A 13,248-nucleotide genomic window follows, 5' to 3' on the forward strand; every position below is an offset into this window, starting at 1 on the left:
GCTGAGGTGCTTTGAATAAAAGCGTAATTTTTCTCCCATTATCAGAAAACGTTTTAATCAGCAAAAAGCTTGGTAGAACAAACAAATCAAAGGCATTTCATGATATAATAGTAGTCTATATTATTCAGTATGAGGGGCGTCATGGAAATCACTAAAGGAGTTCGTCTCCATTTTATTCAATCAGAGAAATTTAAAACAAACAAAATTAGGGTTCGTTTTTCAGCGCCTATGTCCAAAGAAACAGTAGCTGGTCGGGTTTTAACAGCCAGCATGCTAGAGACTGTCAATGCTGTTTATCCTACTTCGCAGGCCTTCAGAGAACGTTTGGCCAATTTGTATGGAGCTGATTATTCTACGAGTCTTTCAAGGAGAGGATTGGTCCATTATTTAGATATCAATCTTTCTTTTGTGCGGGATAAATTTTTGAGTCGCAAGAATGTCCTGACAGATGCCATGCTTGATTTTTTGAAAGCCAGCTTGTTTTCTCCATTGGTAAGTCAGGACGCTTTTGATGAATCTGCTTTTGAAATTGAGAAGAAAAATATCTTGAATGATTTGGAAGCAGAAATTGAGAATCATTTTTATCATGCTCATCGAGAATTAGACAAACTCTTTTATGAAGAAGAGGAAATGCAGATGCCTCGTGTTGGGACGATTGAATTAATCCAGAAAGAGACAGCTGCAAGCAGTTTTGCTGCTTTTCAGCAGATGCTTCAGGAAAATCAGATTGACTTTTTCTTTATTGGGGACTTTAATGAAGTGGCTGTTCGGGAGAAAATTCAATCTTTCAATTTTGCGCCTCGCCAGCAAGAACTTCAGTTAGTTTATCAGCAAGAATATTCCAATGTTTTGCGAGAAGGACTGGAGCAGAAAGATGTCCATCAGTCAATTATTGAGTTGGCTTATCACTTCCCTATTCAGTACGGAGAGGGTGAGCACCTGCCTTTGGTCGTTTTAAATGCTTTGCTAGGTGGCTTTGCCCATTCGAAATTATTTGTCAATCTTCGTGAAAAGGAAGGGCTGGCATATACAATTTCTAGCAATTTTGATATTTTTTCAGGAATGATGCGGATTTACGCTGGTATTGATCGTAGCAATCGGACCAGAACAGTTGCTTTAATCAACCGACAGATTGTTGATTTGAAGCGTGGGAATTTTAGTCTGGAAGAACTGAATCAAACCAAGAAAATGCTGAGAAATTCAGTATTGTTAGCTCAGGATCGACAGAATACAATCTTAGAGAGAGCTTATATGGCTTCTGTTTTAGGGAAAAAATTCTTATCTCTTGAAGCTTGGCTGGAAGCTTTGGAACAGGTTCGTAAGGATGATATTATCAAAGCAGCTGGTCTCTTAAAATTACAAGCTATTTACTTTATGGAAGGAAAATAATGCAGGGAGAAGTGCTAGAAAAAATCAATTATTCAGCAGTAGGAGAAACTGTCTATCAGACAGTATTAGCAAACGGTTTGCGTGTTTTTCTTCTGCCTAAAAATGATTTTAATGAAACTTATGGGATTATCTCAACTAATTTTGGTTCAGTGGATACAGGGATTGTTTCACGTGAAACCAAGCAGGTCACTCAATATCCGGCTGGAATAGCTCATTTTTTGGAACATAAGCTTTTTGAAGGCCCGCAAGGAAAGGATTTGCTGCTGGAATTTACTAAGCTAGGGGCTGAGAGTAATGCCTTCACAAGCTTTACTCGGACTAGCTATCTATTTTCTGCAACGGATAATATTTCAGAAAATCTACAGCTTTTGCAAGAACTGGTTCATCGGGCTGATTTCACAAAAGAATCCATTTTGCGAGAACAGGATATTATTAGCCAAGAAATTGAAATGTATCAGGATAATCCAGATTATCGTCTCTTTTTTGGAGCCTTGGCCAATCTCTATCCTCAAACACCTCTGTCAGAAGACATTGCAGGAACGAAAGAGTCCATCTCTGAGATTACCGTCGAAAATTTGAAGGAAAATTTCAGTAACTTTTATCATCCTTCTAATATGACTTTGTTTGTAATTGGTAATTTTGATTTGGAACAGATAGCTGCTGAGATTGAAGAACAGCAGGAAAAACTAGTTTTTGCTGGGAGTTCGGAATCTATTGAAAAAATTCCTGTTAGCCTTCACCCAGTGGTATCAACGGATACCTACCGAATGGAGGTGGCTAGTCCAAAACTGGCAGTTGGGATTCGGGGTACAGACTTTGTTGATGAATCGGAGTTGTATCGCTATAAAATCACTTTGAAACTCCTATTTGCCATGATGTTTGGCTGGACTTCCAAGCGTTTTCAGTCCCTCTATGAAAGTGGGAAAATGGATAATTCTTTAACGCTGGAAGTGGAAGTAGAAAAAGATTTTCACTTTGTCATGTTGACGATGGACACTCAGGAACCGGTGGGACTTTCTCATCAATTTCGCTCAGCCATCAAGAATTTTGACAAGGATCCGGATGTGACAGAAGAGCATTTGGATACGATTAAAAGTGAGATGTTTGGTGATTTTCTGCATGGTTTAAACTCACTTGAGTATATTGCAACCCAATATGAACCTCAGTTGATGGGTGAGAATCTGTTTGATTTGCCGAAAATTTTACAGGACATCAGTCTGAATGATGTGATAAAACTAGGTCATCGTTTTATCGATCAGTGTGATATGACAGATTTTACTATTTTTCCAAAATAATTCCAGAATCGTTTTTAAAATTTTGTTAAAATAGTGAAGAATAGAAAAAAGGGAAAAGTACGTATGAGAAAAAAAACGATAGGAGAAGTGTTAAAGCTTGCCCGGACCAATCAAGGGCTGAGCTTAGAGGAATTGTCAAAAAAGACAGATATTCAGCAGGATTTGCTGGAAGTTCTGGAACGAAATGATTATGATTTGCTTCCTAGTCCTTTCTATGCCCGCAGCTTCTTGCGGAAATATGCTTGGGCTGTAGATTTGGATGAATCCATTATTCTGGAGGCTTACGAAGCTGGTGAGATGATTGTCTTTGATGAAGTGGCACTAGCAGCAGATGAGGAATTCAGGAGCAGAAAAAATAAAAATAAAAGCTCTTTTCTGCCCTTGTTCTATTTTCTCTTATTGGCTTCAGCTATTGCTGCTTTCGTGGCATACTATATCTGGAGCTATGCTCATACTAATTCGGTAAATTTTAAAGCATCTAACAGCAATTATAGTCTGGTTTCCTCTACAAGCACTAACAGTCAGATGGCTTCCTTTTCTTCGGCTGATTCTAAGTCAGTTTCTTTCTCAGCTGGCAAATTGACAGTTAGTGGAAACGGAGATAATTTGACTGCTGAGTACAGCGGAGCAAGTCAGCCTGTCAAAGTGACCGTTTCTGTGGAGCAAACGACCAATTTGGTAAGCATAAGCGATTCAGAACTAGCCGAAGGCATCACCTTATCTCCTGAAAAACCAAGCCAGACGGTTTCTCTTGAGCCAGGAAATAAGTATCTTATTACGTTAGCACCTGTTAAAGGAGCAACTGTGACGATAGAGGGACAAAAACTGGATACTTCGGCTTTGACTAGTGATAGTGGAACCATTAGTTTGAACATTACGAAAGGATAAAACGAAGGGAATCCCATGAAAAAAGAAAATATTCCAAATGCCTTAACTCTTGTCAGGATTGCTTTAATCCCTGTATTTGTTGTGATTTTAACATTAGGTCATTCTTACACCATGCATATTTTAGCAACTTTTATCTTTGCTTTTGCCAGTATAACTGATTATCTAGATGGTTATTTGGCTCGAAAGTGGGAAGTGGTAACAAACTTTGGTAAATTTGCTGATCCCATGGCTGATAAGCTTTTAGTGATGTCTGCTTTTATCATGTTGATTGAGATGAAAATGGCTCCTGCCTGGGTTGTAGCTATTATTATTTGCCGGGAATTGGCAGTAACAGGTCTGCGCTTGCTTTTAGTGGAAACAGGCGGTACGGTCTTAGCGGCTGCTATGCCAGGTAAAATCAAGACCTTCACGCAGATGTTTGCTATTATTTTTCTACTGATTCATTGGACTCTGTTAGGACAAATCCTTCTGTATATCGCTTTAATCTTTACGATTTATTCTGGATATGACTACTTCAAGGGAAGTGCCTATCTCTTTAAAAATACCTTTAAATAATATGGAAAATATCATCGAAGTAAGAAATCTTAAGTACAAATACGATAGTGAGTCTGAGAATTACACTTTAAATGATGTCTCCTTTCAAGTAAAAAAAGGGGAATGGCTTTCTATTGTCGGTCATAATGGAAGTGGAAAATCAACCTCAGTTCGTTTGATTGACGGTCTTTTAGAAGCGGAAAGCGGAGATATTATTATCTCAGGCGATAAGCTAATAGCTGAAAATGTCTGGGAAAAGCGCAGACAGATTGGTATGGTATTCCAAAATCCAGATAATCAGTTTGTCGGAGCAACTGTAGAAGACGATGTAGCCTTTGGTTTGGAAAATCAAGGGCTAGCCTATGATCTGATGGTAGAGCGAGTCCAGCAAGCATTAGAGCTTGTCGGTATGCAGGATTTTAAGGAGCGTGAACCAGCTCGTCTTTCTGGAGGCCAGAAACAGCGGGTAGCTGTTGCAGGTGTGGTAGCTCTGAGACCGGATATTATTATTTTGGATGAAGCAACCAGCATGCTGGATCCAGAGGGGCGTTTGGATCTTATCCAGACCGTGAAAAAAATTAAAGATAGTAATCAGCTGACCGTCATTTCTATCACCCATGATTTGGATGAAATAGCCTTAAGCGACCGTGTTTTGGTCATGAAAGAGGGTCAGGTTGAGTCTACCGCTACCCCGAGAGAACTTTTTTCTCGAGAAGATTTGGAAGAGCTAGGATTGGATCAGCCGTTTGTTAATCAGGTAAAGGCGGCTTTGCGTCAGTCAGGCTTTTCTCTGCCAGGCTCTTACTTAACAGAAAAAGAATTGCAGGATCAACTATGGGCATTACTCTCAAAAATGTAAGTTATACTTATCAAGCTGGCACTCCTTTTGAGGGACCAGCGCTTTTTGGAGTGGATTTGGAGATAAAATCCGGCAGCTATACCGCTCTTATCGGTCATACAGGCAGCGGTAAGTCAACCATTCTCCAGCTTTTAAATGGCTTGCTGGTTCCTAATCAAGGTAGTGTTGAAGTAGGCAGTACAGTCATCACGGCTGATTCCGTCAATAAAGACATTAAACAGGTGCGCAAGAAGGTCGGTCTAGTCTTTCAATTTCCGGAAAGTCAAGTTTTTGATGAAACAGTTTTGAAAGATGTGGCTTTTGGTCCTCAGAATTTTGGTGTTTCTAAGGAAGAAGCCGAAGTTTTGGCGCGTGAAAAGCTACACTTGGTCGGGATTTCTGAGGATTTGTTCAATCGCAGTCCTTTCGAACTTTCTGGTGGCCAGATGCGCAGGGTGGCCATCGCTGGTATACTAGCCATGGAGCCTGATATCTTGGTTTTGGATGAGCCGACAGCAGGACTTGATCCATCCGGTCGAAAAGAACTGATGAGGCTCTTTGAAGAGCTGCATCAAGCCGGTATGACCATTGTTTTGGTAACTCACCTAATGGATGATGTAGCCAACTTTGCTGATACAGTCTATGTTTTAGATAAGGGCAGAGTCGTCAAGAGCGGTCAGCCTGCTCAGGTCTTTCAGGATTTGGATTTTATGGAGAGTATTCAATTGGGTGTTCCTAAGATTACAAAATTTGCTCACGAATTGGCGGAGAAAGGGATGACCTTCTCGCATTATCCTATTACAATTGAAGAATTCAAGGAGATCTTGCATGGATAAGTTAATTTTAGGTCGCTATATTCCCGGAAATTCAATCATCCATCGTTTGGATCCGCGGAGCAAGTTGCTGGCGATGTTTCTTTTTATTCTATTAATTTTCTGGGCTAATAATCTTGTGGCCAATCTGCTGTTGTTTGTTTTCGTTTTTAGTTTGGTCTTGCTGTCCAAGGTTCCTTTGAAGTTCTTTTTAAAGGGTATCCAGTCCATGGTTTTTATCATAGCTTTTACTACCTTGTTCCAGCTGTTTTTGACCTCGGGAGGGGCCACAATCTTTCGATTCGCTTTTGTCAGAATTACAGAACTAGGACTGTCACAGGCTGGCATTATTTTTAGCCGCTTTATTCTGATTATTTTCTTTTCTACTCTTCTGACTCTGACAACGACCCCCTTAAGCTTGTCTGATGCCGTGGAGTCTTTGCTGAAGCCTCTGAAGGTTTTCAAGGTGCCAGCACATGAGATTGGTCTGATGCTCTCTATGAGCCTGCGCTTCGTTCCAACTTTAATGGATGATACTACTCGGATTATGAACGCCCAGAGGGCGCGTGGTGTTGACTTTGGCGAGGGAAAGCTTGTTCAAAAGGTTAAATCTATTATTCCCATTCTAATCCCTTTGTTTGCTTCTAGTTTTAAAAGGGCAGATGCTCTAGCTATTGCCATGGAAGCGCGCGGCTATAATGGAGGTGAAGGTCGGACACGTTTTCGCCGTTTGGCATGGAAAAGAAATGACAGCTTGGCTATTATTAGCTTACTTATATTAGGTATTCTACTTTATATATTGAAAAACTGACCTACTGTTTAAAGTGTTTTTAGAGAATAGTATAAGTTAAACCTGTCTATTTTTTGCCTCGTCAAAGAAAATATTTGGCAAAAAAGCTCTAAAAGTCTGTTTTTAACGTCTAAACTAAATGTTCTTGTAACGTTTGACTTGGTAATGTAACTTTTTGGTAATATTTTATGTGTAAGATAGTATTATCACCGAAAGGAGAATTACTTTTTAATGAACAAAAAAACAGCAAAATGGACTTTAACAGGTGCAGTCGCTGCAGCGGCTTTCTTGGTTTCAGGTATTGCAAATGCCGAGACCTATACAGTTGAAGCCGGTGATACTTTATCAGCTATTGCTAACGAAAAAAATACAACTCTTGAGAAATTAGTAGAGTTAAACAAGATTGCAGATCCAAATCACATCCGTGTTGGTCAAATCTTGGAACTTGGAAATAGTGCCAAAACGTCTGAAACAAGCGTAGCAGCAACTGCAACTCCCGTAAATAATTATGCAGCACCTGCAGCAACAGCTAATTCAGCAGCAACTTCAGGAGGCCTTGTACTTAGCAATGGTAATACCGCTGGTGCAACTGGTTCTTATGCAGCATCACGTATGGCAGAGATGACAGGTGTTCCTGCATCAACTTGGGAAGCTATCATTGCTCGTGAATCAAATGGTCAGGTAGATGCTTACAACGCATCTGGTGCTAGTGGTCTTTTCCAAACGATGCCAGGTTGGGGATCAACGGCTACTGTTGATGATCAAATCCAATCAGCATATAGTGCCTACAGTGCTCAAGGACTTTCAGCTTGGGGCTACTAAGATAGAAATAAAAAAAACCACAGATTTCTGTGGTTTTTTGGTTTACATAAAATTGACAATTTATAAGCATAAAATAATAGTGTAGATAAAGATTTAAAGGGAACAATCTTATCTAGATTGACAAATGTGTAAAGTTATGAAAAGCGTTCATTCAATATTTTTAAAATGTGCTTGGGAGAATTAGCCAGCAAATCTGCTCCATTTTCTAGTAACTCTTTTTGGCTGCCAAACCCCCAAAGGACTCCTAGAGTTGAGATTCCTACTTCTTTACCGCCGATTATATCAAACTTTGTATCGCCTATAATTATGGTTTCTTCTGGATTTGCATCTAGTGTTCGCAGAGCTCGGCGCAAAACATCTGCTTTGTGAAATGAATCTGGCAGTGAGCCAAAAATATCATCAAATTGCTCAGAGATGGCTAGATTTGCTAATAAATCTTGTGCTGTGGGTTGATTTTTACTTGTTGTTACATAAATCTGATAGCCGGCTTCTTTTAACTGTGCCAGCAATTCTGGTATCCTCTCATAGAGACGGACGCCCCAGATGCCTTTTTCCTTATAGAAGCTGCGGTAATAGTTAATCGCTTCTGGAACTTGACTTTCTTCAAGAACAGAGGCGAAGCTTACTTCCAGAGGCGGCCCCATAAAACTTTTTATAATACTTTCTTCAGGGCACTCTTTTCCAAGTTGTTTGAAGCTGTATTCAAAGGATTCTTGGATGCCCTTTGAACTGTCAACTAGGGTTCCATCCAAATCAAAGAAGATATATTTCAAATGACTCATCTTGTCTCCTTGTTTACTATCTAGTAAATCTTCTTGACAAATTTGTCAAGGTTATTCTCCGAAGATTTCTTTTGAAAGTCTGCGACCTGTCGGTGTTGTAGCTAGGCCACCTTCAGCTGTTTCTCTGAAAGCAGTAGGCAGACTTGATCCGACTTGATACATGGCGTCAATGACTTCGTCAACAGGAATTTTAGATTCGATTCCTGCAAGAGCCATATCAGCTGCAATAAAGGCGTAACTGGCTCCCATAGCATTTCGCTTGACACAAGGCACTTCGACCAGACCAGCTACTGGATCACAAATCAAGCCCAGCATGTTTTTAATGACAAAACAAATAGCTTGACTGGCTTGAAAAGGTGAACCTCCAGCAGCGAGAACTAAAGCAGCTGCACTCATAGCAGAAGCGGAGCCAACCTCAGCTTGACAGCCACCTTCAGCACCCGAAATTGAGGCGTTATTGGCAATAACTAGGCCAAAAGCGCCTGCAGCTAATAGAAAGTTTAGCTGTTCTTCTTCTGAGAGCCCTAATTTTTCAATGGCAGATGTAAGAACAGCTGGCAAACAGCCAGCGCTGCCGGCAGTAGGTGTTGCACAAACTAAACCCATTTTAGCATTATGCTCATTGACAGCAATAGCATTTTTTGCAGCAGTCAGCACAGTGTAATCTGATAAAGTCTTTCCTGACTGGATATAGTGGTCAAGTTTTGCTGCGTCTCCGCCAGTCAAGCCGCTGCGAGACTTGCTCTCATCCAGTCCAAGAAGGACAGAGGCTTTCATGACTTCCAGATTGCGACCCATCAGTCGCAGGACTTCATCTCTTTCACGACCAGTTAATTCATACTCGGTAGCAATCATCAATTCAGCAACATTTCCTTGGTAATCCAAGTCAGCTCGCTCTACCAATTCTTTGATGGAATAAAACATATTTTCTCCTATTTAAAGAAATTCACATTGTGCAGATGAGGAATACTACGGATTTCATTGATGGCTTCTTCACAGCTGCGGCTGTCAACTTCAATAATCATAATTGCTTTTTCTCCAGCCTTCTCACGGGTAACATTCATCTGAGCTATATTGATATTGTAGCGTGACAGAGCTTCGGTGACATGGGCAATCATACCTGGGACATCCTGGTGGACAATAATGATGGTCGGAGTATTCATGCTTAGAGATACTGAAAAACCATTCAACTCTGTTACTTGAATGTTGCCGCCACCGATAGAGACTCCAGTCACACTGATTGTTTTATGGTCATTTTTGATTGTAATCTTTGTCGTATTTGGGTGGGGTGCATTGCTATCCTTTTGAATCGTCCAGACAATCTTGATACCGCGTTTATGGGCGATTTCAAGGCTGTTAGGAATCTCAGGGTCATCTGTCTCCATGCCTAGAATCCCTGCTACAAGAGCCAAGTCAGTTCCGTGACCTCGGTAAGTTTTGGCAAAAGAGTTAAAGAGCTGGAATTCTACTTCCGTAGGCTCATCGTTAAAAATAGAGGAGACAATTTTTCCGATACGAACGGCGCCTGCTGTATGACTGCTTGATGGGCCTATCATCACGGGTCCGATAATATCAAAAACAGATTGAAATCTTAGTGAAGTCATGATTTCTCCTTGCAGCTAATTTATTATTTTCATTATAACAAAGTTAAGGGCTTTCTGCTGATTTTTTAAATGAATTAAAAGTGGATATTATAAAATTTCGTTAGATAGGAAAGTAAACGAGAAAATCAATAACTTTACAATGTTGTAAACATTCTTTACAGATAATAAATTTAGTTGAATTTATGATTTGTTTTCCTAGTCCTTTCGTGCTATAATAGGCCTTGCTCAAGCGACCTTCAATCGTTGAAAGCACAGCACGACCTTCAATCGTGAAATAACGAAAAGATGGGAGAACACAATGAGTGATAACTCTAAGATTCGTGTCGTTGTTGGTATGAGCGGAGGTGTCGATTCATCAGTAACTGCTTTGCTCTTAAAAGAACAAGGTTACGATGTGATTGGCATCTTCATGAAAAACTGGGACGACACAGATGAATTTGGTGTCTGCACAGCCACAGAAGACTACAAGGATGTAGCTGCTGTTGCAGATCAGATTGGCATTCCTTACTACTCTGTCAACTTTGAGAAAGAGTACTGGGATCGCGTTTTTGAATACTTCTTGACGGAATACCGAGCTGGTAGGACTCCAAATCCAGATGTCATGTGTAACAAGGAAATCAAGTTTAAAGCCTTCCTTGACTATGCCTTGACACTGGGTGCAGATTACGTTGCAACAGGTCATTATGCTCAGGTAAAGAGAGATGAAGATGGCCTAGTACACATGCTGAGAGGTAAGGATAATAACAAGGATCAGACTTACTTCCTAAGCCAACTGTCACAGGAACAACTGCAAAAGACCATGTTTCCTCTGGGGCATTTAGAAAAGCCAGAAGTTCGAGCGATTGCTGAAAGAGCTGGTTTAGCTACAGCTAAGAAAAAAGACTCGACAGGTATTTGCTTCATTGGTGAGAAGAATTTTAAAGAATTTCTGAGTCAATATTTACCAGCCCAGCCGGGTCGCATGATGACCTTGGAAGGCAGAGATATGGGCCAGCATGCTGGGTTGATGTATTATACCATTGGCCAGCGAGGTGGTCTTGGAATTGGTGGTCAGCATGGTGGAGATAATGAACCTTGGTTTGTGGTTGGAAAAGACCTCAGCCAAAATATTCTTTATGTTGGTCAGGGCTTTTACCATGACAATTTGATGTCAACCAGTCTTGACGCTAGTCAGGTTCATTTCACAAAAGAAATGCCAGAAGAATTTACTATGGAATGTACAGCTAAGTTCCGTTATCGTCAGCCTGATTCCAAAGTGACAGTTACTGTAAAGGGTGATAAGGCAGTTGTCAACTTTGATCAGCCTCAAAGGGCTGTTACTCCAGGTCAAGCAGTTGTCTTTTATGATGGCGATGAGTGCTTAGGTGGTGGCTTGATTGACAGAGTTTATAAGAATGGTCAAGTCTTGCAGTACATTTAGATTGACAATTCAACATAATTTGCTAAAATAAGATAAGCAATACCTATGATGGTCAAAGCTCATGGATGTTGCAGGCTTTTTTGTCCTGCACCTCTAGAGATTTGGCCTTTTTTGGTGAAAAAATGAAGGAAAAAGAAATGTCACACAATTTTACTGAAAGTTATGATATTATCGTGATTGGAGCAGGGCATGCTGGGGTTGAGGCATCGCTTGCTGCTAGTCGAATGGGTTGTAAGGTTCTTTTGGCAACCATCAATATTGAGATGCTGGCTTTTATGCCCTGCAATCCCTCTATAGGAGGATCTGCGAAAGGCATTGTCGTTCGTGAAGTAGATGCTTTGGGCGGAGAGATGGCCAAGAATATTGACAAGAGCTATATTCAGATGAAAATGCTCAATACTGGTAAAGGACCCGCTGTTCGGGCTCTTCGGGCGCAGGCAGATAAAGAGCTTTACTCCAAAGAAATGCGGAAGACTGTCGAAAATCAAGAAAATCTGACCTTGCGGCAAACCATGATTAATGAAATCTTGGTAGAAGATGGTAAGGTCATTGGGGTTAAGACAGCGACCCATCAGGAGTATGCGGCTAAAGCCGTCATTGTTACGACCGGAACAGCCTTGCGGGGAGAAATTATCATTGGTGATCTCAAGTATTCATCTGGTCCTAATCACAGTCTGGCAGCCATTCCTTTAGCAGATAACCTGCGTGATCTAGGTTTTGAAATTGGTCGTTTTAAAACTGGAACGCCTCCGCGTGTTAAGGCATCATCTATCAATTATGATGTGACCGAGATTCAGCCAGGTGATGAAAAGGCCAATCATTTCTCTTACACTTCTCGTGATGAGGACTATGTGAAAGATCAAGTTCCTTGCTGGTTGACTTATACCAATGCAGAAAGTCACGAAATTATCCAAAATAACCTGCACCGGGCTCCTATGTTTTCAGGTATCGTTAAGGGAGTGGGGCCACGCTATTGCCCGTCTATCGAGGATAAGATCGTCCGTTTTGCGGATAAAGAACGACACCAGCTTTTCTTAGAGCCTGAGGGACGTGATACGGAAGAAGTTTATGTGCAGGGGCTGTCAACCAGTCTGCCAGAAGATGTACAAAAGGACTTGGTTCACTCTATCAAAGGTTTAGAAAATGCTGAGATGATGCGGACAGGCTATGCCATTGAGTACGATATGATTATGCCCCACCAGTTGCGGGCAACCTTAGAAACCAAGAAAATTTCAGGACTCTTTACAGCAGGTCAGACCAATGGGACTTCTGGTTACGAAGAAGCTGCAGGTCAAGGGATTATTGCTGGGATTAATGCGGCCTTGAAAATCCAAGGTAAGCCGGAGTTGATCTTGAAGCGCAGTGATGGTTACATTGGAGTCATGATTGATGATTTGGTGACCAAGGGGACGGTAGAACCTTACCGACTCTTGACCAGTCGAGCTGAGTACCGTCTGATTCTCCGTCATGACAATGCTGACATGCGTTTGACAGAGATGGGACGAGAAATTGGTCTGGTAGATGATGAGCGCTGGGCTCGTTTTGAGATTAAAAAGAATCAATTTGATAATGAGATGAAGCGTTTGGAATCCATCAAGCTAAAACCTGTCAAGGAAACAAATGCTAAGGTAGAAGCCCTTGGTTTTAAGCCTCTGACGGATGCAGTGACTGCCAAAGAATTTATGCGGCGTCCGGAAGTGTCTTACCAAGATGTAGTTCAGTTCATTGGTCCGGCTGCAGAGGAGCTTGATGAGAAGATTATCGAGCTGATTGAGACAGAGATTAAGTACGAAGGCTATATTTCCAAAGCTCTCGATCAGGTTGAAAAGATGAAGCGTATGGAAGAGAAGCGGATTCCAGCTAACATTGATTGGGATGATATTGACTCGATTGCGACAGAAGCGCGACAGAAGTTTAAGAAAATCAATCCAGAAACAATTGGTCAGGCTAGTCGTATTTCTGGTGTCAATCCAGCAGATATTTCTATTTTGATGGTTTACCTAGAAGGCAAGTCTAGAAGTATTTCTAAAAATCAAGCGAAGTAACTCTTGTAAAAGGCTGAGTTTCCTTTGGG

The 13,248-nt window shown here is 41.1% G+C and carries 13 protein-coding genes; 10 read left to right on the top strand and 3 right to left on the bottom strand.

Annotation, left to right across the window (positions count from 1 at the left end):
* Window positions 1–141: 141 nt before the first annotated feature.
* The 8 genes from HMPREF1150_RS07380 to HMPREF1150_RS07345 all read left to right on the top strand — a co-directional run bounded on the left by HMPREF1150_RS07380 (window position 142) and on the right by HMPREF1150_RS07345 (window position 7,368).
* The gene (locus HMPREF1150_RS07380) at window positions 142–1,389 is read left to right on the top strand and encodes a pitrilysin family protein (protein WP_009659540.1); all 1,248 of its coding nucleotides are present in this window, start codon (window positions 142–144) and stop codon (window positions 1,387–1,389) included.
* Window positions 1,389–2,684, top strand: a complete 1,296-nt coding sequence (locus HMPREF1150_RS07375) for a pitrilysin family protein (protein WP_009659565.1) — start codon at window positions 1,389–1,391, stop codon at window positions 2,682–2,684. Before HMPREF1150_RS07380 ends, HMPREF1150_RS07375 begins: the two co-directional genes overlap by 1 nt.
* 33 nt (window positions 2,685–2,717) lie before the next feature.
* The gene (gene rodZ / locus HMPREF1150_RS07370; protein ID WP_083842638.1) at window positions 2,718–3,572 is read left to right on the top strand and encodes a cytoskeleton protein RodZ; all 855 of its coding nucleotides are present in this window, start codon (window positions 2,718–2,720) and stop codon (window positions 3,570–3,572) included.
* A 15-nt stretch (window positions 3,573–3,587) separates the two neighbouring features.
* Window positions 3,588–4,127, top strand: coding sequence for a CDP-diacylglycerol--glycerol-3-phosphate 3-phosphatidyltransferase (gene pgsA / locus HMPREF1150_RS07365; protein ID WP_009659548.1), 540 nt, complete (start codon window positions 3,588–3,590; stop codon window positions 4,125–4,127).
* Window position 4,128: 1 nt separating this feature from the next.
* Window positions 4,129–4,965 carry an energy-coupling factor ABC transporter ATP-binding protein gene (locus HMPREF1150_RS07360; RefSeq protein WP_009659546.1) on the top strand — a complete coding sequence of 279 codons (837 nt, stop codon included), beginning with the start codon at window positions 4,129–4,131 and terminating at the stop codon, window positions 4,963–4,965.
* Entirely contained in the window at window positions 4,941–5,780 is an 840-nt protein-coding gene (locus tag HMPREF1150_RS07355; protein WP_009659572.1) for an energy-coupling factor ABC transporter ATP-binding protein, read from the top strand. The genes HMPREF1150_RS07360 and HMPREF1150_RS07355 overlap by 25 nt, the downstream gene beginning before the upstream one ends.
* On the top strand, window positions 5,773–6,567 hold the full coding sequence (locus HMPREF1150_RS07350; RefSeq protein WP_009659524.1) for an energy-coupling factor transporter transmembrane protein EcfT: 795 nt from the start codon (window positions 5,773–5,775) through the stop codon (window positions 6,565–6,567). The genes HMPREF1150_RS07355 and HMPREF1150_RS07350 overlap by 8 nt, the downstream gene beginning before the upstream one ends.
* Before the next feature lie 210 nt (window positions 6,568–6,777).
* Window positions 6,778–7,368 carry a LysM peptidoglycan-binding domain-containing protein gene (locus HMPREF1150_RS07345; RefSeq protein ID WP_009659542.1) on the top strand — a complete coding sequence of 197 codons (591 nt, stop codon included), beginning with the start codon at window positions 6,778–6,780 and terminating at the stop codon, window positions 7,366–7,368.
* Between the two features lie 134 nt (window positions 7,369–7,502).
* Here HMPREF1150_RS07345 and HMPREF1150_RS07340 read toward each other — a convergent pair whose 3' ends face one another.
* From HMPREF1150_RS07340 to sdaAB, 3 genes are read right to left on the bottom strand one after another with little or no spacing between them, the layout of a single operon-like run.
* Entirely contained in the window at window positions 7,503–8,150 is a 648-nt protein-coding gene (locus tag HMPREF1150_RS07340; protein ID WP_009659522.1) for an HAD family hydrolase, read from the bottom strand.
* A 51-nt stretch (window positions 8,151–8,201) separates the two neighbouring features.
* The gene (sdaAA, locus tag HMPREF1150_RS07335) at window positions 8,202–9,074 is read right to left on the bottom strand and encodes an L-serine ammonia-lyase, iron-sulfur-dependent, subunit alpha (RefSeq protein ID WP_009659543.1); all 873 of its coding nucleotides are present in this window, start codon (window positions 9,072–9,074) and stop codon (window positions 8,202–8,204) included.
* A gap of 8 nt (window positions 9,075–9,082) precedes the next feature.
* Entirely contained in the window at window positions 9,083–9,754 is a 672-nt protein-coding gene (sdaAB, locus tag HMPREF1150_RS07330; protein ID WP_009659545.1) for an L-serine ammonia-lyase, iron-sulfur-dependent subunit beta, read from the bottom strand.
* Window positions 9,755–10,052: 298 nt separating this feature from the next.
* Here sdaAB and mnmA point away from each other — a divergent pair, with 298 nt between their 5' ends.
* Together mnmA and mnmG are read left to right on the top strand one after the other, a co-directional pair.
* Entirely contained in the window at window positions 10,053–11,174 is a 1,122-nt protein-coding gene (mnmA, locus tag HMPREF1150_RS07325) for a tRNA 2-thiouridine(34) synthase MnmA (RefSeq protein ID WP_009659571.1), read from the top strand.
* 137 nt (window positions 11,175–11,311) lie between these two features.
* Entirely contained in the window at window positions 11,312–13,219 is a 1,908-nt protein-coding gene (gene mnmG, locus HMPREF1150_RS07320; RefSeq protein WP_032905420.1) for a tRNA uridine-5-carboxymethylaminomethyl(34) synthesis enzyme MnmG, read from the top strand.
* The last annotated feature ends 29 nt before the right edge of the window (window positions 13,220–13,248 follow it).

Origin of the sequence: Streptococcus sp. AS14, assembly GCF_000286495.1 — a bacterium.
Taxonomy (GTDB): domain Bacteria; phylum Bacillota; class Bacilli; order Lactobacillales; family Streptococcaceae; genus Streptococcus; species Streptococcus sanguinis_P.